At 60.1% G+C, this 20,459-nt stretch carries 18 protein-coding genes; all 18 read right to left on the reverse strand.

The window, feature by feature from the left end; all coding sequences use genetic code 11:
• A partial coding sequence (gene atpD / locus QOC89_RS23600) for a F0F1 ATP synthase subunit beta (RefSeq protein ID WP_323047229.1) occupies positions 1–1,315 on the reverse strand: 1,315 nt, incomplete at its 3' end.
• 103 nt (positions 1,316–1,418) lie between these two features.
• Positions 1,419–2,303: a F0F1 ATP synthase subunit gamma gene (gene atpG / locus QOC89_RS23605; protein ID WP_179735230.1), complete on the reverse strand. Its 885-nt coding sequence runs from the start codon at positions 2,301–2,303 to the stop codon at positions 1,419–1,421.
• A gap of 139 nt (positions 2,304–2,442) precedes the next feature.
• Positions 2,443–3,984 carry a F0F1 ATP synthase subunit alpha gene (gene atpA, locus QOC89_RS23610; RefSeq protein WP_179735232.1) on the reverse strand — a complete coding sequence of 514 codons (1,542 nt, stop codon included), beginning with the start codon at positions 3,982–3,984 and terminating at the stop codon, positions 2,443–2,445.
• Between the two features lie 58 nt (positions 3,985–4,042).
• Entirely contained in the window at positions 4,043–4,582 is a 540-nt protein-coding gene (locus tag QOC89_RS23615) for a F0F1 ATP synthase subunit delta (RefSeq protein ID WP_323047230.1), read from the reverse strand.
• Positions 4,583–4,584: 2 nt separating this feature from the next.
• Positions 4,585–5,055 (reverse strand): F0F1 ATP synthase subunit B, encoded by a 471-nt coding sequence (locus tag QOC89_RS23620; protein WP_105510156.1) that lies wholly within the window; start codon positions 5,053–5,055, stop codon positions 4,585–4,587.
• A gap of 138 nt (positions 5,056–5,193) precedes the next feature.
• Positions 5,194–5,463 carry a F0F1 ATP synthase subunit C gene (gene atpE / locus QOC89_RS23625; RefSeq protein WP_007180033.1) on the reverse strand — a complete coding sequence of 90 codons (270 nt, stop codon included), beginning with the start codon at positions 5,461–5,463 and terminating at the stop codon, positions 5,194–5,196.
• Between the two features lie 93 nt (positions 5,464–5,556).
• Positions 5,557–6,408, reverse strand: a complete 852-nt coding sequence (gene atpB / locus QOC89_RS23630) for a F0F1 ATP synthase subunit A (protein WP_323047231.1) — start codon at positions 6,406–6,408, stop codon at positions 5,557–5,559.
• A 161-nt stretch (positions 6,409–6,569) separates the two neighbouring features.
• Positions 6,570–7,115 (reverse strand): ATP synthase subunit I, encoded by a 546-nt coding sequence (locus QOC89_RS23635; RefSeq protein WP_323047232.1) that lies wholly within the window; start codon positions 7,113–7,115, stop codon positions 6,570–6,572.
• A gap of 920 nt (positions 7,116–8,035) precedes the next feature.
• Positions 8,036–8,926, reverse strand: a complete 891-nt coding sequence (locus QOC89_RS23640) for a ParB/RepB/Spo0J family partition protein (protein WP_323047233.1) — start codon at positions 8,924–8,926, stop codon at positions 8,036–8,038.
• Positions 8,927–8,944: 18 nt separating this feature from the next.
• Positions 8,945–9,736, reverse strand: a complete 792-nt coding sequence (locus QOC89_RS23645) for a ParA family protein (protein WP_323047234.1) — start codon at positions 9,734–9,736, stop codon at positions 8,945–8,947.
• Between the two features lie 90 nt (positions 9,737–9,826).
• Positions 9,827–10,510: a 16S rRNA (guanine(527)-N(7))-methyltransferase RsmG gene (gene rsmG / locus QOC89_RS23650; RefSeq protein ID WP_323047235.1), complete on the reverse strand. Its 684-nt coding sequence runs from the start codon at positions 10,508–10,510 to the stop codon at positions 9,827–9,829.
• Positions 10,507–12,465, reverse strand: coding sequence for a tRNA uridine-5-carboxymethylaminomethyl(34) synthesis enzyme MnmG (mnmG, locus tag QOC89_RS23655; protein ID WP_323047236.1), 1,959 nt, complete (start codon positions 12,463–12,465; stop codon positions 10,507–10,509). Before mnmG ends, rsmG begins: the two co-directional genes overlap by 4 nt.
• Before the next feature lie 175 nt (positions 12,466–12,640).
• Positions 12,641–13,393 carry an ABC transporter ATP-binding protein gene (locus tag QOC89_RS23660; RefSeq protein ID WP_323047237.1) on the reverse strand — a complete coding sequence of 251 codons (753 nt, stop codon included), beginning with the start codon at positions 13,391–13,393 and terminating at the stop codon, positions 12,641–12,643.
• Between the two features lie 11 nt (positions 13,394–13,404).
• Positions 13,405–15,189 (reverse strand): branched-chain amino acid ABC transporter ATP-binding protein/permease, encoded by a 1,785-nt coding sequence (locus QOC89_RS23665; protein WP_323047238.1) that lies wholly within the window; start codon positions 15,187–15,189, stop codon positions 13,405–13,407.
• A 4-nt stretch (positions 15,190–15,193) separates the two neighbouring features.
• Complete coding sequence (locus QOC89_RS23670) at positions 15,194–16,249, reverse strand: branched-chain amino acid ABC transporter permease (protein ID WP_323047239.1); 1,056 nt, start codon at positions 16,247–16,249, stop codon at positions 15,194–15,196.
• Between the two features lie 205 nt (positions 16,250–16,454).
• Positions 16,455–17,615, reverse strand: coding sequence for an ABC transporter substrate-binding protein (locus QOC89_RS23675; protein ID WP_323047240.1), 1,161 nt, complete (start codon positions 17,613–17,615; stop codon positions 16,455–16,457).
• 406 nt (positions 17,616–18,021) lie between these two features.
• The gene (locus QOC89_RS23680) at positions 18,022–19,188 is read right to left on the reverse strand and encodes an ABC transporter substrate-binding protein (protein ID WP_323047241.1); all 1,167 of its coding nucleotides are present in this window, start codon (positions 19,186–19,188) and stop codon (positions 18,022–18,024) included.
• A gap of 517 nt (positions 19,189–19,705) precedes the next feature.
• Positions 19,706–20,459, reverse strand: a 754-nt coding sequence (locus tag QOC89_RS23685; RefSeq protein ID WP_323047242.1) for a branched-chain amino acid ABC transporter permease, incomplete at its 5' end; no start/stop codon positions are given.

Consider the following 20,459-nt stretch of genomic DNA (forward strand, 5'->3'; position numbering starts at 1 on the left):
ACTCGCCTTCGACGATCATCTTGAAGCCACGAATCGTTTCCTTCAGCGGCACGTACTTGCCCGGCGAGCCCGTGAACACTTCAGCGACGTGGAACGGCTGCGACAGGAAACGCTGGATCTTACGAGCACGCGCCACGGCGAGCTTGTCTTCTGGAGCCAGTTCGTCCATGCCCAGAATCGCGATAATGTCGCGCAATTCCTTGTAGCGCTGCAGCGTTTGCTGCACGCCACGCGTGATCGCGTAGTGCTCTTCGCCAATCACGTTCGGGTCGATCTGACGCGAGGTCGAATCGAGCGGGTCGACTGCCGGGTAAATACCCAGCGAAGCGATGTCACGCGACAACACGACGGTTGCGTCCAGGTGGCCGAAAGTCGTAGCCGGCGACGGGTCGGTCAAGTCATCGGCAGGAACGTACACGGCTTGCACCGAGGTGATCGAGCCAGTTTTCGTCGACGTGATCCGTTCTTGCAGACGGCCCATTTCTTCAGCCAGCGTAGGCTGATAGCCCACTGCCGACGGCATACGTCCCAGCAGAGCCGACACTTCCGTACCGGCCAGCGTGAAACGGTAGATGTTGTCCACGAAGAACAGCACGTCCAGCCCTTCGTCACGGAAATGCTCGGCCATCGTCAGACCGGTCAGCGCCACGCGCAGACGGTTGCCCGGCGGCTCGTTCATCTGGCCGTACACCAGCGCGACCTTGTCCAGAACGTTCGAATCCTTCATTTCATGATAGAAGTCGTTCCCTTCGCGGGTACGCTCGCCAACACCGGCGAACACGGAATAACCACCGTGTTCCTTAGCGATGTTGTTGATCAGTTCCATCATGTTCACGGTCTTGCCCACACCCGCGCCACCGAACAGGCCAACCTTACCGCCCTTGGCGAACGGGCAGATCAGATCGATAACCTTGATGCCGGTTTCGAGCAGTTCCGTCGACGGCGACAGTTCGTCGAACGCCGGAGCCTTCTGGTGAATACCGCGAACCACGTCCGAGTTGATCGGGCCGGCTTCGTCGATCGGGCGACCCAGCACGTCCATGATCCGGCCGAGGGTCGGCTTGCCAACCGGCACGCTGATCGGCTTGCCGGTGTTCTTCACCGTCGTGCCACGGCGCAGGCCGTCCGATGCACCCAGACAGATGGTACGGACAACGCCGTCGCCCAGCTGCTGCTGGACTTCGAGGGTCAGTTCCGAACCGTCGAGAATGAGCGCGTCGTAAATCTTCGGCATGTGGTCACGCGGGAATTCCACGTCGATCACCGCGCCGATGCACTGTACGATCTTGCCTTCTACCAAAGCAGTAGTACTCATCGCTTTTCCTTTAGATACTCAATTCTTCACTCGCGCAAAGGCGCAGTTTCGATGGGGTCGCCTAGTTGGGGTCTGCCCCAAGCGGCACGCCTGATCGCTAAGATCAGACCGCAGCGGCGCCACCGACGATTTCCGACAGTTCTTTCGTGATCGCGGCCTGACGGCTCTTGTTGTACACGAGCTGCAGTTCGTTGATGACCGTCTTCGCGTTGTCCGAAGCGGCCTTCATTGCGACCATTCGGGCCGACTGCTCCGATGCCATGTTTTCCGCGACGGCCTGATAGACCAACGCTTCGACATAACGCACCAGCAGTTCGTCCACCACTGCCTGTGCATCCGGCTCGTAGATGTAGTCCCACTGCGTGCTCGGCGTCGTGCCGTCTTCGTCCTTGCGCTCGAACTGGTCTGCCGATAACGGCAACAGTTGCTCGATCACCGGCTCCTGCTTCATCGTGTTGACGAAGCGCGTGTACGCCAGGTACACCGCCGAAACCTTGCCTTCCGAGTACAGGTCGAGCTGCACCTTCACCGCGCCGATCAGCTTTTCCAGATGCGGCGTGTCGCCCAGATGCACGACATTCGACACCACCTTGGCGCGCAGACGATTCAGGAAACCCAGACCCTTGGTGCCGATCGCAGTTGCCTCGACCGTCTTGCCCTGACCTTCCAGCTCCTTGAACTTCTGCAGCGACGCACGCAGCACGTTGGTGTTCATACCGCCGCACAGACCTTTATCGGTCGTGACGAGGATGATGCCAGCCGTCTTCGCGCCTTCGTTCGACACCATGAACGGGTGACGATACTCCGGGTTCGCACGGCTCATGTGTGCAGCGATATCGCGGACCTTGTCGGCATACGGGCGAGCAGCGCGCATGCGCTCCTGAGCGCGGCGCATCTTCGATGCGGCCACCATCTCCATCGCTTTCGTGATCTTGCGCGTGTTTTGCACGCTCTTGATCTTGCCGCGAATTTCCTTCATTCCAGCCATTGCTTGCTCCTTGTCGCCCCGAGTTAGCGCTTCAGCGCTGACTCGGGTCCCATGCAAAGCGATCGAAGCAGCGCGGGTTCAGTTGCTTGCGGCCCGCGCCGCTTCAAGGTCCGTTTATGCCTTGCGGATCACTCGCAGATCAATATGCGCCGGACTTCTTGAAGTCTTTGAGAGCCGTATGCAGCAGGGCTTCGTCGTCCTTCGAGAGTTCCTTGGTATCTTCGATGCGCTTGACCAGGTCAGCGTGGCTCGACTTCAGATATTCGCGCAGGCCCTTTTCGAACGGCAGCACTTGCGCAACTTCCAGATCGTCGAGGTAACCGTTGTTCGCGGCGAACAGGGCGATTGCCAGTTCCCACACTTGCAGCGGTTGATATTGCGGCTGCTTCAGCAATTCCGTCACGCGGCGGCCGCGCTCCAGCTGCTTGCGGGTCGCTTCGTCGAGGTCCGATGCGAACTGTGCGAACGCCGCCAGTTCACGGTACTGCGCCAAGTCGGTACGGATACCGCCCGACAGCTTCTTCACCACCTTGGTTTGAGCCGCACCGCCAACGCGCGACACCGACACACCGGCGTTAATTGCCGGGCGGATACCTGCGTTGAAGAGGTCGGTTTCCAGGAAGATCTGGCCGTCGGTAATCGAGATCACGTTCGTCGGAACGAATGCGGTTACGTCACCTGCTTGCGTTTCAATGACCGGCAGTGCCGTCAGCGAACCGCTCTTGCCTTTCACTTCGCCGTTCGTAAACTTTTCGACGTACTCTTCCGAGACGCGAGCAGCACGCTCCAACAGGCGCGAGTGCAGATAGAACACGTCGCCCGGATAAGCTTCACGACCCGGCGGGCGGCGCAGCAGCAGCGAGATCTGACGGTATGCCCAAGCTTGCTTGGTCAAATCGTCATAGACGATCAGCGCGTCTTGACCGCGATCGCGGAAGTATTCGCCCATCGTGCAGCCGGCGTACGGTGCGAGGTATTGCATCGCAGCCGATTCCGAAGCCGAAGCGGCCACGACGATCGTGTATTCCAGCGCGCCGGTTTCTTCCAGCTTGCGCACCACGTTCATGATCGACGAAGCCTTCTGGCCGATCGCGACGTAGATACAGAAGAGGTTCTTGCCCTTCTGGTTGATGATCGCGTCGACTGCGACTGCGGTCTTGCCGCACTGGCGGTCGCCGATGATCAGCTCACGCTGGCCACGGCCAACCGGCACCATCGCGTCGATCGACTTCAGACCGGTTTGAACCGGCTCCGAAACCGACTTACGCCAGATCACGCCCGGCGCAATCTTTTCGATTGCGTCGGTTTTCTTCGCGTTGATCGGGCCCTTGCCGTCGATCGGGTTGCCCAGTGCGTCGACCACGCGGCCGAGCAGTTCCGGACCCACCGGCACTTCAAGAATGCGGCCCGTCGTCTTGACGATGTCGCCTTCCGAAATGTGTTCGTACTCACCCAGAATCACGGCGCCGACCGAGTCGCGCTCGAGGTTCAGTGCGAGACCGAAGGTGTTGCCCGGGAATTCGAGCATTTCGCCCTGCATCACTTCCGACAGGCCGTGAATACGCACGATACCGTCGGTCACGGAGATCACGGTGCCCTGGTTGCGAACGTCTGCGCTCGCTTCAAGGCCCTGGATCCGGCTCTTGATCAGCTCGCTGATCTCAGAGGGATTGAGTTGCATTATTCGCTCCTGATAGTCAATTCTGTTGCGTGCCAGCTGCTGAAGCGCCTCGGGCGCTTCAGGCCGTCAGAGCCGTCTGCATGCTGGCAAGCCGCGCGCGGACCGAGGTATCGAGCACTTCGTCGCCAACCGTCACGCGCACGCCGCCGATGAGCGACGTGTCGACTTCGACCGTCGGCTTCAGCTTGCGCTTGAATTTGCGTTCGAGACTTGCGACGAGTTCGTTCAATTGCGCGCCTTCGAGCGGGAATGCGCTGACGATCAGCACATCTGCCGCCCCTTCGCGGGCGTTTTTCAACTCTTCGAACTGCACAGCGATTTCCGGCAGCAATTGCAGGCGATGGTTATCGACCAGCATTTGCACCAGATTCTTCGCTTGCGCGTTGTCCTTGAGCGGCGACTTGACCGCGGCCAGCAGCAGTTCGCTGACCTGGGCGCGGCTTACTTTCGGGCTCGAGGCAATCGACAGCACTTCGGGCAGACGCGCAACCTGTGCCAGCTCCTGCACGAGCGTGGACCAGGCGGCGGTGTCACCAGCTTCGGCCACGCCAAACAGCGCTTCTGCGTACGGACGGGCGATGGTTGCAAGTTCGGCCATGATCAGAGCTCGGCTTTCAGTTGATTCAGCAGGTCAGCGTGAGCTGCCTGGTCGACTTCGCGCTTCAGGATCTGTTCAGCGCCCTTCACGGCGAGTGCAGCGACTTCGCCGCGCAGCGTTTCGCGTGCTTTCACGACTTGCTGGTCCGCGTCGGCCTTCGCTTGCGCGATGATGCGAGCGGCTTCAGCGTGTGCTTGAGCCTTGATTTCGTCAGCGACTGTCACAGCGCGCTTTTCTGCATCAGCAATACGTTGCTGACCGTCGTTGCGTGCCTGAGCGAGTTCCTGGTCGACGCGCTTGTGAGCGGCTTCGAGTTCAGCCTTGCCCTTTTCAGCGGCAGACAAACCGTCAGCAATCTTCTTCGAGCGCTCGTCGAGGGCGTTGATCAACGGCGGCCACACGAACTTCATCGTGAACCACGCGAGGATCAGGAACACGACCATTTGCGCAAACAGGGTTGCGTTGAGATTCACGGTGTTTCCTTAAACGTTGCTAGTTCGGAAAGTGAAACGGCAAGGCGCTCATCGATTCTGTATTCGATCAGCGCCCAAGTGCCCGTTCCGCCCTGCGCCTTTACCAGTTATAGCTCAGGCGCAAACTTCCGAGGAACCTCAGCCTGCCAGCTTCGACAGCAGCGGGTTCGCGAACGCGAACAGCATTGCCACACCAACGCCAATCAGGAACGCCGCATCGATCAGACCAGCCAGCAGGAACATCTTGGTTTGCAGCGGGTTCATCAGTTCCGGCTGACGAGCACATGCTTCGATGTACTTGCCACCCATCAGGCCGATACCGATACAGGCGCCGATTGCACCCAGGCCGATGATGATGCCGATACCGATGGCGGTCAGACCCTGGATGTTGGCGATGAAAGCTTGCATGATCACTCCTTTGTGAAAAGTCTTTTAGAACTGGTTGGAACTGGGATTTAATAAAACAAAACGAAAAACAATTCGTCGTTCGACACGCCGTGATTAGTGGCTGTCGTGTGCCTGTCCGATGTACACCAGCGTCAGCATCCTGAAAATGAACGCTTGCAGCAGAACGATCAGGATGTGGAAGATCGCCCAGACCGTACCTGCGATGACGTGGCCGATAAAGCCGAGCACTGACGCGTCCGCGCCGAAACCCCACATGCTGCCGAGGAGAGCAATCAGCAGGAACAACAGCTCACCCGCGTACATGTTGCCGAACAGCCGCATGCCGAGCGAAACCGTCTTTGCGACGAACTCGATGATGTTCAATGCAAGGTTCGGAATCCACAGCAGCGGATGCGCGCCGAACGGAGCCGACAGCAGTTCGTGCACGAAGCCGCCTGCGCCCTTGATCTTGAAGTTGTAGTAAATCATCAGCGCGAACACGCCGAGTGCGATGCCGAGCGTGCCGTTCAGGTCGGCGGTCGGCACGATGCGATGATGGGGGATGGCTTCCGAGAGGCCCAGCCAGCCGATCACGCGGCCCGGCAGATCGACGGGGATGAAGTCGAGCGAATTCATCAGCGCGACCCAGACGAACACGGTCAGTGCCAGCGGTGCGATGAAGGTGCGCGAGCCATGGATCATCGACTTCGATTGATCTTCAACCATCTCGACCAACATTTCGATCGCGCACTGGAAACGACCCGGGACGCCGGATGTCGCCTTCCGAGCGGCCAGATGGAGGATGGCGATCGTGGCCAGACCGCAAACGATCGACCAGAAAAGGGTGTCCAGATTCCACACATGGATGTCGAAAATCGACGTCTGGTGCGCGGTGGAAAAGTTCTGCAAGTGGTGCGCGATGTACTCGGACGGATCCAGAGCGCGCGTGCCTTCGCTAGCTGCCATATCGTTAATGCCACCCAAATTGTCGAAAATCGTCTTAGGCCGCTCCCGCCACAATTGTGTATTGCGGGAACACGCCGGGTGCGGATCGTGTCATATCCGCACTCCTTATGCCAGCGCTGCGCGCCGACCTGAATTTTGTGTTGCTATTCTCTGCTACGACCTTAGCGCCACGCGAGGGCGATCCAGTAAGTCTTGAGCGCGATGAGGTAGGTCACGAGCAGCGGCACCCAGCGTACGTCGTGATACCAGAAAGCGATGGCTACAAACATCGCGATCGTCGTCCCCATCTTGAGCGCTTCGCCAATCATCCAGCTCATCACTGTTTCGGCGCCACTCAGCGTTCTAAGGCGTGCCGCGAACAACGCGCCCGGCACCCAGCAGATCGCCCCTCCCAGGAACGCGGACAGCGCAGCAGCGCCCGGCGGCTTATAGAACAGCCACCACACCAGCGTAGCACCCAGGGACAAAGCCATTTGCGCCGCCACGACCTTGAAAGGCGTGACACGCGATGGACGACTCACGTTCGGACCAAACAGCTTTTCAGCCTCGGCCCGCGTGAGCGGAACGATATTGTTATCTTGTTGCTCGACATCCCACGCATCGTCAGTAGTAACGTGCTGACCGGTGGACGCATCGGAAATGGTGCGTTCAGCGCGGTGGTCGTCACGCCCATTCTTCGGCGCTTGATTCGACGTTTTAACCGCCATCGCAGTGTTCCGAAAGTCTTGTTCCAGCCCGCGAGCTTACGCTGCGCTTACGGGGTTGCCGTGCAATTAAATCCGGGCGATTGTAAGCGATAGTTGCAGGCAATTCAAGACTTTAGGCCGTTCAAAAACCAGCATGAAAACGGCCTTCACCATGCGGGAATTCGATTTAGGCCGCCCTGTACACGGCAAATGTAAGGCGGCAGGGGAAAGGCAAAACATGCCTATTGAATCAGGTCCGTCGAAGCGTGGGGATGCGTCGTTTCGACGCTGCTACGGACGTCTCAAAAATGCAACAGACGATGGTTTCTGCCAGCTTTGGTGGACATGCGGTGCGGCGCCGGGTAGGAGCGAGACATTGAAAATGGCTGCTGCCTCTCCGTGGTGACCGGTCGGCATGAAACGAACCTTCCGAACCGAACGATCGACGCAGCGGCAACCACGCGCCGGCCGTTTCATGTCGAAGCCTGCCCTACCCTGCCGACGGCCCCATCCATGTGTCGTATGCGACTTCTGCCGCGGGTCCTAACGGGCGAAACGTGGCGGACCTTGAACTCGTCGAGGCAACACAGCGGTCAGGCTCAGCCCCCGCCGGCTGCCACATCCGGAGTGGCCATCAAATCACCGAGCAACTCGGCTATGGCCGCCCGCATCGGTGCAAATATATCAGCGCACAACACGATACATCGTATTCCTGATTACCTGGCAAAGCGCATGGTTAGGAATCCACGGGATATCAGGCCGGGTTTCGACTCAGCAGAGAGACCGCAAAAACGAATCCTGCTTGGCGGCAGAGGCAACCGTTGCACGATCGACATCGCCGCCGGAAACACACGAGGCACGTCAAACAGCTTGTGTGGGCGAGTTCGAAACCCAGCCAACCGCATGCATATTTAACATCCCTCGCGTTCAACCCGCCACCATCAGGCGGTAGTGGCGTTACCCCGCAAGCGGACAAGAATGCCTTCCAATGCGTCCAGATCGCCAAAGTCCACCAGCACCTGGCCTCGGCCACGTCGGCCGAGCTTGATCTTTACCGTTGCGGCAAGCAGATCGGATAACTCCTCTTCGAGCCGTCGCGTGTCGCGGCCGCCGTCCTGATTCGCACGCGCCTTCACTGCGGGCGCAACCTTGGTGGTTGCCGTCACCAGCTTTTCCGTCTCGCGTACCGACATACGCTTGTTGACGACCTGGTTGGCCAGCGTGATCTGCGTTGCGGCGTCGACGGCCAGCAGCGCGCGTGCATGCCCCATGTCGAGATCACCGGCCAGCAACATCGTTTGCACCGGCGCCGCCAGGTTGAGCAAACGCAACAGATTCGATACCGCGCTGCGCGAGCGGCCCACCGATTCAGCCGCCTGCTCGTGTGTGAAATTGAACTCGTCGAGTAAGCGCTGAATGCCCTGTGCTTCTTCCAGCGGATTCAGATCTTCGCGCTGAATATTCTCGATCAGCGCCATGGCCGCGGCGGCCTGGTCCGGCACGTCCTTTACCAGCACCGGCACCTCGTTGAGGCCGGCAATGCGTGCAGCGCGGAAACGTCGCTCGCCGGCGATAATCTCATACTTATCCGCCGAAACCGGCCGCACCAGGATCGGCTGCATCAGGCCTTGGGCACGAATGCTGGCCGCCAATTCCTGTAACGCACCCTCGTCCATGCGCGTGCGAGGCTGGTACTTGCCAGCCTGCAGTTTGCTGAGCGGCAGTACATTCGGCGCCCCCTCGATCACTGCGGCCTCGGTAATATCCGCACTACCGCCAAGCAATGCTTCCAGACCGCGGCCCAAACCCTTCTTTCTTGCTACTGCATTCATCGTGGTTCCTCGATCCGCTTAGGACGCCAAGGGCGCGTCGTTCAACGTGCGCACCCGTTCAATCATCTCTGCACCGAACTGCACATACGCCTGCGCACCGCGCGACGCCTTATCGAACACCACACCCGGCAACCCGTAGCTAGGCGCCTCGGCGAGGCGCACGTTGCGCGGGATCACCACGTCGAACACCTTGTCGCCAAAGTGCTCTTTCAGTTGATCCGAGACTTGCTGCTGCAAGGTGATGCGTGGATCGAACATGACGCGCAGCAGACCGATCACCTTCAGATCGCGATTCAGGTTCGCGTGCACCTGCTTGATCGTATTCACCAGATCGGACAGACCCTCCAGGGCGAAGTACTCGCACTGCATCGGAATTACCACCCCGTGCGCGGCGCACAAGCCATTGAGCGTCAGCAGCGACAAAGCCGGCGGGCAGTCGATCAGGATGAAATCGTATTCATTCTCGACGGCCGCCAAGGCGGCCTTCAATTGGCGCTCACGGTTCTGCACGCTGACCAGCTCAACCTCGGCGCCAGCCAGTTCACGGTTGGCGGGCAGCATGTCGTAACCGACGGCTTCCGGGCGTACTCGCGCATCGGCCACCGATACGCCATCCACCAGCACTTCGTAGACGGTGTTTGCGCATGCAGCCTTGTCGACGCCGCTGCCCATCGTGGCGTTGCCCTGCGGGTCCAGATCGATGAGAAGGACTCGCTGTCCCTGCGCTGCCAGGCTCGCGGCCAGATTGACTGCCGTCGTCGTCTTGCCGACGCCGCCTTTCTGGTTCGCAACGCAGAAGATTTTTGCCATCGTTGGTGTGTCCCTGTCCCTTTTTTGCTGCTTGAATAAAGTAGAAAGCGCTTCCGATACGCGGTGAGTGTCCGGATCCGGCGGTGGCCGTCAGTTTTGGGCGTCCACCCGCACCTTGATCAGGTGCCGCTCCGCCTCGAGCGATGGCACGTCTAGCCGAATGATCTGTTCCACGTGGGCGCCCGCTGGCAGGCGCTCGATTTCACCATCCGGACGCACCCCCTTCATCGCCCAGATCGCACCCTTGTCCGCAACCAGATGCCGGGCCAGTGTAACGAAATCCGCGAGCTCTGCGAATGCGCGCGACACGATTACGTCGAACTTTGCCGGTACTTCGGCGCCTGGCTTCAAGGTCTCGACGCGCCCCGTGACAACCGACAGGTTCGCAAGACCGAGCTCGGCTTTGGCCTGCGCCTGGAAAGCCGTCTTCTTGTGAACGATGTCATTGACAGTGACCGTCCAGTCGGGCAAAACGATGGCCAGCACGATACCAGGCAGGCCACCGCCGGAACCCACGTCCAGCACCGAGGACGCACCGCGTGTAGCGAGATGCGGCACGATCGAAAGCGAATCGAGGATGTGCTGAATCAGCATCTGCCGGGGATCGCGAATCGCCGTCAGGTTGTAGACGGCGTTCCACTTGGCGAGCAACGCTACGTAGTCGAGCAGTTTGCCGCGTTGGGCGTCGCTTAAATCGAGGCCGAGTTCGCGGACGCCGTTCGCTAGCAACGGCGCCATCGCGTCACTATCCCGCCCCTTCTGACTCACCGTCATTGCGTCACCGGCGTGCTGTCGGTGCCGGGTTCGGCGGATTTCGTCGAACGGCGCCCTAAGCCACGCTTCAGGTGCACCATCAGCAAGGAGATGGCCGCCGGAGTAATGCCGGAGATACGCGACGCCTGGCCGATAGTCTCGGGACGGAATTGCGTCAGCTTCTGACGCGCCTCGAACGACAACCCTCTCACCTCGGCGTAGTCCAATCCCTCCGGCAAGCGCGTACTTTCGTGCGACTCATTCCGCTCGATCTCATCGGCTTGGCGGTCGATATAACCCTGATACTTAATGCCGATCTCGATCTGTTCCTTGATCTGGGCGAGCAGAACGTCATCTTCGGCCAGTGTTTCCGGCGCAGCACATGCACCCGCGCGCAAACCGCAAACGCCGTCGTAAGTCACGCCAGGACGGCGCAGCAGATCGGCCAGACTGTATTCGTGGTCGATTGGCTTGCCGAGCAAAGCTGTCGCTTCATCAGCCGGCAGCGTCTTTGGGTTGACCCACGTCGTCCGAAGGCGCTCTGTTTCACGTGAAACAGCGTCGCGCTTGCGGCTGAATGTATCCCAGCGGATATCGTCGACCACACCGAGCTCACGACCGATCTCCGTCAGACGCATATCGGCGTTATCTTCGCGCAAACTCAGACGGTATTCGGCACGGCTCGTGAACATGCGATACGGCTCGGAAACCCCGCGTGTGACCAGGTCATCGACTAAAACACCCAAATACGCCTGATCACGGCGCGGGCACCATGCGTCCTTGCCTTGTACCTGCAAGCCCGCATTGATTCCCGCCAGCAAACCTTGTGCGGCAGCCTCTTCATAGCCGGTCGTGCCGTTGATCTGACCGGCAAAGAAAAGCCCGTTGATCACCTTGGTTTCCAGCGATGCCTTCAGCCCACGCGGATCGAAGTAGTCGTATTCGATCGCGTAACCCGGCCGCAGAATGTGCGCGTGCTCCAAGCCGCGCATCGAGCGCACCAGTTCCAGCTGCACGTCAAACGGGAGGCTGGTGGAAATCCCATTGGGATAGAACTCGTTTGTCGTCAGCCCTTCCGGCTCAAGAAAGATCTGATGCGATTCCTTCGACGCAAAGCGGTGAATTTTGTCCTCAATCGACGGGCAATACCGCGGCCCTACCCCTTCAATCACGCCCGTGTACATCGGCGAGCGATCGAGACCGCCGCGAATGATGTCGTGCGTGCGCTCATTCGTATGCGTGACCCAGCACGGCACCTGGCGCGGATGCTGCTCGACGCGCCCCAGAAACGAGAAAACCGGCACCGGATCCAGATCGCCCGGCTGCTCTTCAAGCTTTGAAAAGTCGATCGTCCGACCATCGATACGCGGCGGCGTCCCAGTCTTGAGGCGCCCCTGCGGCAGTTTCAATTCCTTGAGGCGCGCCGATAGGGACACCGCCGCCGGATCACCGGCACGGCCGCCGGTGTAGTTGTTCAAGCCCACGTGAATCTTGCCGTCGAGGAACGTCCCGGCCGTCAGCACAACCGCGCGCGAGCGGAAACGAATTCCCACCTGCGTCACAGCACCAACCACCCGATCGCCTTCCACCATCAAATCGTCGACCGCCTGCTGGAACAGCCACAGGTTCGGCTGATTTTCCAGCCGATGCCGGATTGCCTGCTTGTACAGCAGACGATCCGCCTGTGCACGCGTCGCACGAACAGCAGGTCCCTTCGACGAATTGAGGATGCGGAATTGGATGCCGCCCTCGTCCGTCGCGGCCGCCATCGCACCGCCAAGCGCATCGACTTCCTTCACCAGATGGCCCTTGCCAATACCACCGATAGACGGATTACAGCTCATCTGGCCGAGGGTTTCGATGTTGTGCGTCAGCAGAAGGGTGGTATTACCCATGCGTGCCGAAGCCAAAGCGGCTTCGGTGCCGGCATGACCGCCGCCGACGACGATTACGTCAAATTCTGTGGGAAAAAGCATCGCGGATCTCACGCCAGATCGTCGCGTGAGCCTTTCAAAGGAAAATGTATGGGCGAATTATAACGGGTTCGGTTTCGGCCCGAATTTCTGCCCAATGGCCAGACAAGAAAAAAGCGGTGTGTTTCACGTGAAACACACCGCTCTGCACCGCAGTCACCCAGAAGAAAACGAGGAATTAAGCTACCTTCTTGGCCAGCCCCAGGTAGGTCTCGATTACACGCGGATTCTGCGCCAGATCAGCTGCAGGCCCTTCTAGCGCCAGCTCACCCGTTTCAAGCACGTAACCGTAGTCCGAGATCTGCAGCGCTGCCCGGGCATTCTGCTCGATCAGCAGCGTCGCGACACCGGTCTGCCGCAGTGCGCTAATGATGTGGAAAATTTCCTTCACGATCAGCGGCGCGAGACCCAGACTCGGTTCGTCCAACATCAGCAGATCGGGTTTGCCCATCAATGCACGGCCGACTGCGAGCATCTGCCGCTCACCGCCGGACAACGTCCCGGCCGCCTGCTTCCGGCGCTCTTTCAAGCGAGGAAAAAGCGTAAAGACCGGCTCGAGTTGATCGAGAAAGTTGCGCTCCCCTGCCCGCTTGCGCCGATACGCGCCGAGGACCAGATTGTCTTCAACCGTCATCGACGCGAACAACTCGCGCTTTTCCGGCACTAGACACATGCCACGCGCGACCCGCTTTTCAACCGGCACCGCGCTGACATCTTCACCTTGATAGAGGACCGAGCCTTTCGCATGGCCCGTAGTCGGCAATGCGCCCATGATCGCGTTCAGCAGCGTGGACTTGCCCGCGCCGTTCGGACCAATCACCGAGACGATCTGCCCGGGCCGCACCTTGATTGCCGCGCCATGGAGCGCCTCCACCTTGCCATAGCGGACGGACAGCGCGTTCACGTCAAGAATCGGCGCAGCTGCATTCATCGTGTTTTCCATCACTCCACCCCGCCCAAATACGCCTCAAGCACAGCCGGATCTTGCTGGACGTCCTGCGGCAGGCCTTCCGCGATCCGCGTGCCGAATTCCATCACCACAAGCCGATCGGTGAGATTCATCACGAAATCCATATCGTGTTCGACCAGCAGCACGCTCATGCCTTCGGCTTTGAGGCGCCGCAGCAAGTCCGCCAATTGCAGCTTTTCCTGATACCGCAGACCGGCGGCAGGTTCGTCCAACAGCAACAAGGTCGGGTCACAGCACAGCGCCCGAGCAATTTCGAGAATCCGCTGCTGGCCCAACGCAAGGCTACCCGCCTCGTCGTACATATGCTGCTCGAGGCCGACGCGGCGAATCTGACGCGCCGCTTCGGCCATCAGACGCGCTTCTTCAGCGCCGTTCAGCCGCGCAACGCTGCGCCACACCCCAGCGTGGCCACGCAAATGCGCGCCGATTGCAACGTTCTCCAGCACCGTCATCCCAGGTAGCAGCTTGACGTGCTGGAAGGTGCGGCCAATGCCGCGCTTGACGATTTCACGTGAACTCAGCGAATCGATGCGCTCGCCGCGAAAGGTGATTTCGCCGCTTGTCGCTTGCAGCACGCCCGTGACCAGGTTGAAGGTGGTTGACTTACCAGCCCCGTTCGGACCGATCAACCCGATGATCTGCCCTGCTTTCACCTCGAAACTGACATCGTTCACCGCGACCAGGCCGCCGAACTGCTTGCGCGCCTTATTCACCGTCAACAGGTTTTCACCCGCAGTCGGCTTGCTGCGCTGCGGCAACGGCTCGGCATGATCCGACAGATGGGCCCGGGGTCCCTTCGGGAAAAATCGCGCGACAAACGGCCAAACGCCCTGGCGAGCGTATTGCAACAGCAACACCATCAAGATGCCGAACACGATCACTTCGAAATTACCGTTCTCGCCGAGCAGCTTGGGCAGCAGCGTTTGCAGATAGTCCTGCAGCACGGTCAGGATTGCGGCCCCAAGCACGGCGCCCCAGACATGCGACACGCCACCCACCACCGCCATGAACAGAAACTCGATGCCGTGGTTCAAACCAAAGGGCGTGGGATTCACCGCCCGCTGCAGGTGTGCGTACAGGAAACCGGAGATCGACGCCAACACTGCGGCATAGACGAAGATCACCACGCGCATCCATGCCGTGTTCACGCCCATTGCTTCCGCCATCATGCCGCCGCCGCGCAGCGCGCGGATCGCCCGCCCTGGCCGGCTATTAAGCAGATTCTGAACGGAAATCACCGCACCGAGCACGACCACCCAGATCAGGTAATAGATATGGCGGCCGGACTCCAGGTTGATACCAAAAACATTCAGCACCGGAATGCCGTTAATGCCGTCGTACTTGCCGAGCATCTCCATGTTGCCGAACAGATAGAACAGCGCGAGCCCCCACGCGATCGTGCCCAGCGGCAAAAAGTGGCCCGATAGCCGCATTGTCACGAGACCCAGCATCAGCGCGATCAACGCCGTGACCACGACGCCCGCGATCAGCGCAAGCCACGGCGACACGCCATACGTCGTCGTCAGATACGCGGTCGCATAGGCGCCGATGCCGACGAACGCGGCCTGCCCGAAGCTCGTCATCCCGCCGATGCCTGTCAGCAGCACGAGACCGATCGCAACGATCGAATACAAGCCGATGTAATTGAGCAGCGTCACCCAGTACTCGGGCACATGAATCGGATGCGGCAACACCGGCAACGCGAACAGCACCACGAGGAACAGCCAGAAGAACTTGTTTTGCATGATCCGTTTCATCGTGTCACTCCTCTTCCTCTTCCGAGTGCGGGCTGGCCAGACTCCGCCACAGCAGCACCGGGATGATCAGCGTGAACACGATCACTTCCTTATAAGCGCTCGCCCAGAACGACGAATACGACTCCAGCAGGCCGACCAGGATCGAGCCCGCTGCCGCCAGCGGATAGCTGACCAGGCCGCCGATAATCGCCCCCACGAAGCCCTTCAGACCGATCAGGAAGCCCGAGTCGTAATAGATGGTAGTCAAGGGTGCGACGAGGATGCCGCACAGCGCGCCGAGCCCTGCCGCGAGCGTGAACGCGAGACGACTCGCCTGCGTCGTGCCGATGCCCACGAGCCGCGCGCCGAGCCGGTTCACCGAAGTCGCGCGCAACGCCTTGCCGGAGATCGAGCGGTCGAAGTACAGATACAGCGCACCGATCAGTACCACCGCCGTCCCGACCACCCACAAACTCTGCCCCGAAATCGACAAGCTGCCGAGATTGAAGGTCGCATCCGAGAACGCCGTGGTACGCGAGCCTTCCGCACCGAACATCACGAGCCCGAGGCCGACCATCGCAAAGTGCACCGCCACCGCCACGATCAGCAGCAGCAGCGTGGTCGCCTCCGCGATCGGCTCATAGGCGAGTCGATAGACGAACGGCCCCATCGGAATCACGATCAGCAGCGTCAGTGCGATCTGCGCGATCATGGGTAGCTGATGTAGGAAAACGCCTTGGGTGAGCGCGTAAACCGCGATGGGAAACAGCAGATATTTGCCCACCAGCATCACCAGCGTGCGAGCCGCATGCCGACGCCGCTCAGGATGACGCACCAACCCTGCCACCTCGACAACGAAGCACGCCGCGCCCATCGCCATCAGCAACCAGCAGGTCGCCGGAAATTTCTGCGTCTGCAATGCGGCGAGCGTCAACGCGCCGTACGAAACAAATTCCCCCTGCGGGATGAAAATCACCCGCGTCACGGAGAACACCAGCACCAGCGCGAGCGCGAGCAGCGCGTAAATCGCGCCCGTGGTGATACCGTCCTGCGCGAGGATCGCCGCAATTGATAGATCCATACTTCCTCATCCTGAAGCGTCGAAATCGAAACCGGGAAACAGTCATGGCGGCAAAACTCGCGGCCGGCCACTGACCTGCAATGCCAGAAAAGGCAACCGCCGCGCCGGGACACGGCGCGGCGGTCGTTGCCATTGTCATAGAACAGAATGGCAATGCGGCGTCATCTGCCGCAGGTTGCGCGAGAGGCGCGTATTGTTTTTGTTGTTAGTCGTTTTGCAGCTTCCACTTGCCGTCGACGATCTGCACGATCACGCGTGCGCGCTTGTCGAGGCCATTGTGGTCGGTCGTCGTGGTGTTCATGATGCCGTGCGAGACCGGCAGCTCCTTGATGTTCTCAAGCGCACCACGCAGTGCCACACGGAACGCTTCAGTGCCCGGCTGAGCGGTCTTCAGCGCGACCGGAATCGCAGCTTGCAACATCTGGCCGGCGTCCCATGCGTGACCGCCGAAGGTCGCCACCGAACCCGTGCCGTACGCTTTCTCATATGCTGCCTTGTACGCCAGCGACGACTTCTTCACCGGGTTCGATTCCGGCAACTGATCGGCCACGAGGATCGGGCCAGCCGGCAGGAACTCGCCTTCACAGTCCTTGCCGCATACGCGCAGGAAGTCGTTGTTGGCGACGCCGTGCGTCTGATAAACCTTGCCCTTGTAGCCGCGCTCCTTGAGCGTCTTGGCCGGCAACGCGGACGGCGTACCCGCGCCCGCGATCAGCACTGCATCGGGGTTCGCGCCCATCGTCTTCAGCACCTGGCCGGTCACCGATGCATCGGTGCGGTTAAAGCGTTCGTTGGAGACGATCTTCAGATGATGTGCCGCGGCAGCAGCGGTGAAGACGTTGTTCCAGCCGTCGCCATACGCGTCCGCGAAGCCGATGAAGCCGACCGTCTTCACGCCGTGATGCTCCATGTAGTCGGCGATCGCGTCAGCCATCAGGCTGTCGTTTTGCGGCGGTTTGAAGGCCCATGCGCGCTTGGCGTCCATCGGCGAAATGATCGCGGCCGATGCCGCCAGCGAGATCACCGGCGTCTTGCCTTCGGCCGCGGGGTCGAGCATCGCCAGCGAATTCGGCGTGACGGTCGAACCGATGATGGCGTCGACGTGGTCTTCGTCGATCAGCTTGCGCGTGTTCTGCACAGCCTTGCCGGTGTCCGATGCGTCGTCGAGGACGATGTACTGCACCGTCTTGCCGCCGATCTCTTTCGGCAGCAGCGCAATGGTGTTCTTCTCAGGAATCCCGAGCGATGCAGCCGGTCCCGTGGTGGACAACGTCACGCCGATTTTCACCTGCGCAAAGGCTGCGCCCGCGCCGCACATCAACGCCATTGCGATACCGGTGCGTACCCATTGCTTTGTCTTTTTCATTGCAAGTCTCCAAACGCTTCGAAGCGCGTATCTGAATTCCGGCTCACGGGCCGGGTGTCTAAATCTAGTTATAGGGTTCACGCATGCCAAGCATGGTTTCCCCTGCCCGGCATCAATGCCTTCGCCCTTCTCGTACCACTCTCTTGCTGCGAACCACTACTGCGATTTCTTATGCGCGAAACACTAACATGTTAGTGGCATTGTGTTTTGCTTCATCCACAGACAATAGACGGTTATTCGTCTGCGGGTTCGTCCCGAATCCAGCTGCGTCAGCGTTCTTCGGGCGCCTGTTGTTCGATTCTCCAACCTGTTTCATGCACCGCCATTCATCAAATACGGACAATAAAAAAGACGCGTCAACTGCTCGCGTCTTTTTTGATGAGATTCCGTATCGGCTCGCCTTCGCTCAGTCGCCGGACAGCTTCCACTTACCGCCGACGATCTCCACCATCACACGCGCCCGCTGGTCGAGGCCAGCATGGTCGTTCGCGCTCATGTTGAAGATGCCGTGGGAAGCGGGCATGTCTTTCGTGTTTTCGAGTGCTGCGCGCAGTGCTTCGCGGAACGCAGGCGTGCCGGGCTGACCTTTCTTCAGCGCCACCGGAATCGCGCGCTGCAACAGCAAGCCCGCATCCCACGCGTGACCGCCGAATGTCGATATCGAACCAGCGCCGTAGGCGGCTTCATACGCCTGCTTGTAGGCGAGCGAGGTCTTCTTCACCGGGTTCGAATCGGGCAGCTGATCAGCGACCAGCAGCGGACCGGCCGGCAGATAGGTGCCTTCGCAATCCTTGCCGCACACCCGCAGGAAGTCATTATTGGCGACGCCATGCGTCTGATAGACCTTGCCCTTGTAGCCGCGCTCCTTGAGCGTTTTCTGCGGCAGCGCGGCCGGTGTGCCCGCGCCGGCGATCAGCACCGCGTCCGGATTCTGCGACATGATCTTCAGCACCTGGCCGGTCACCGAAGCGTCGTTGCGCGCGAAGCGTTCGTTCGCGACGATCTTGATCTTGGCGAGGTCGGCAGCCTTGCCGAACTCCTTGAACCAGCTCTCGCCGTAGGCGTCGGCAAAGCCGATGAACCCGACCGTTTTCACGCCGTGATTCGCCATGTGCTGCGCGATCGCGGTGGCCATCAGAATGTCGTTTTGCGGCGTCTTGAAGACCCATGCGCGCTTCGCATCCATCGGTTCGACAATGCTCGCCGCGGCGGCCATGGAGATCATCGGCGTGGTGCTTTCCGCCGCGACGTCGATCATGGCCAGCGAGTTCGGCACGACGGTCGAGCCGATCAACGCATCCACATGATCTTCGCTGGTGAGCTTGCGGACGTTCTTGACGGCCTGGGTGGAATCGGTGGCGTCGTCGAGCACGATGTAGTCGATTTTCTGCCCCGCCACTTCTTTCGGCAGCAGCGCGATCGTGTTCTTTTCCGGAATACCGAGCGACGCGGCCGGTCCCGTTGCCGACACCGTGACGCCGATTTTCACGTCCGCGAATGCATGGCCACTCCATGCTGCGGATACCCCGGCGGCGACCAGTGCCGCGCTCATCCAACGCAATGCCGACTTCATCCCGCTCCTCTATCTACCCCGTTATACATTTAAATTCAAATCCGCGGATTCGAATCGCCGACCAGGCGGTCGGTGAATGGGGAGTTTAGCGGACGAAAGCTCCGCGCTGCAAGCATTTTGCGGGGGCGCGGCAGGTGAAACGGGGCGTGCTTCGGTGAATAGAAAAGGGGCACCGAATTAGAATGGAATTTGAATGGTGCTTTACAAAAAGCATAAATAAAAAGCGCTGTTGGATATCAATCCAACAGCGCTTTCGTCTGGGCACTAAGTGCCTCATTGTCTCCTCGTTCTCCACCTGCAAAATTCGTGGTGCATCAGAACTGCATGAAGATTAAACGAGCACCTGGTTCGCTACAACTAGCAATTACCCTAGTGGTGCACTGCGGCACTGAATTGGGGCACGTTATGCGCAGCCTCGCTTGCAGCGATGAGACGCGCAGCATAAGGCCTCGCTTCACATACTTCAAGACTGGCGAATTACATCGGATGCCGAAGCAATATGATATTCCGCACCATTTCAGGCCCGCAATGGCCGCACCCGCGCAATGATCTCGCCGACAATACCGCGCCGGAACGCCAGCACACAGGCGATAAAAATCAGGCCCGTCACAATGGTCACCGACTCACCCAGCGACCGGAACCAATCGACGCCCGTGGACGTTGCCAGCGCAGTGCCAATATCGCCGAGCCGGTCTTCCAGCGCGACGATCAGCGCCGCACCGAGCAGCGGCCCGAACAGCGTGCCCATGCCACCCACCAGCGTCATCAGGATCACGAGGCCCGACATGGTCCAGTACGCGTCACTCAGCGTCTCGAAGCCTTGCACCAGCACCTTGAGCGAGCCCGCCAGCCCGGCAATCCCCGCCGACAGAATGAACGCCAGCAGCTTGAAACGATCCGTATCGTAGCCAAGCGACACGGCGCGCGGTTCGTTCTCCTTGATCGCCACCAGCACCTGCCCGAACGGCGAGTGCACGATCCGTACGATCAGCAAAAACGCCAGCACCATCACGGCCAGCACGACAAAATACAGCGTCACATCCGACGATAGATCCAGCAAGCCGAACAGCTTGCCGCGTGGTACGCCTTGCAGGCCGTCTTCGCCGTGCGTAAACGGCGCCTGCAGGAACACGAAGTAGACCATCTGCGCGAGCGCCAGCGTCACCATCGCGAAGTAGATCCCCTGCCGGCGAATCGCAAACAGGCCGACCACCAGCCCGAGCACCGTCGCCGCGGCCGTGCCGGCGAGCACGCCGAGTTCGGGCGAGAAG

This window comes from Paraburkholderia sp. (assembly GCF_034668105.1).
GTDB lineage: Bacteria > Pseudomonadota > Gammaproteobacteria > Burkholderiales > Burkholderiaceae > Paraburkholderia.

Bases quoted from the DNA above. Each gene is read 5' to 3' on its own strand.
- atpB (WP_323047231.1), bottom strand. From the start codon at position 6,408: ATGGCAGCTAGCGAAGGCACGCGCGCTCTGGATCCGTCCGAGTACATC.
- QOC89_RS23640 (WP_323047233.1), bottom strand. From the start codon at position 8,926: ATGAATGCAGTAGCAAGAAAGAAGGGTTTGGGCCGCGGTCTGGAAGCA.
- atpG (WP_179735230.1), bottom strand. From the start codon at position 2,303: ATGGCTGGAATGAAGGAAATTCGCGGCAAGATCAAGAGCGTGCAAAAC.
- QOC89_RS23680 (WP_323047241.1), bottom strand. From the start codon at position 19,188: ATGAAGTCGGCATTGCGTTGGATGAGCGCGGCACTGGTCGCCGCCGGG.
- atpA (WP_179735232.1), bottom strand. From the start codon at position 3,984: ATGCAACTCAATCCCTCTGAGATCAGCGAGCTGATCAAGAGCCGGATC.
- QOC89_RS23635 (WP_323047232.1), bottom strand. From the start codon at position 7,115: ATGGCGGTTAAAACGTCGAATCAAGCGCCGAAGAATGGGCGTGACGAC.
- QOC89_RS23675 (WP_323047240.1), bottom strand. From the start codon at position 17,615: ATGAAAAAGACAAAGCAATGGGTACGCACCGGTATCGCAATGGCGTTG.
- QOC89_RS23665 (WP_323047238.1), bottom strand. From the start codon at position 15,189: ATGAAACGGATCATGCAAAACAAGTTCTTCTGGCTGTTCCTCGTGGTG.
- QOC89_RS23660 (WP_323047237.1), bottom strand. From the start codon at position 13,393: ATGAATGCAGCTGCGCCGATTCTTGACGTGAACGCGCTGTCCGTCCGC.
- QOC89_RS23645 (WP_323047234.1), bottom strand. From the start codon at position 9,736: ATGGCAAAAATCTTCTGCGTTGCGAACCAGAAAGGCGGCGTCGGCAAG.
- QOC89_RS23615 (WP_323047230.1), bottom strand. From the start codon at position 4,582: ATGGCCGAACTTGCAACCATCGCCCGTCCGTACGCAGAAGCGCTGTTT.
- QOC89_RS23670 (WP_323047239.1), bottom strand. From the start codon at position 16,249: ATGGATCTATCAATTGCGGCGATCCTCGCGCAGGACGGTATCACCACG.
- mnmG (WP_323047236.1), bottom strand. From the start codon at position 12,465: ATGCTTTTTCCCACAGAATTTGACGTAATCGTCGTCGGCGGCGGTCAT.
- atpE (WP_007180033.1), bottom strand. From the start codon at position 5,463: ATGCAAGCTTTCATCGCCAACATCCAGGGTCTGACCGCCATCGGTATC.
- rsmG (WP_323047235.1), bottom strand. From the start codon at position 10,510: ATGACGGTGAGTCAGAAGGGGCGGGATAGTGACGCGATGGCGCCGTTG.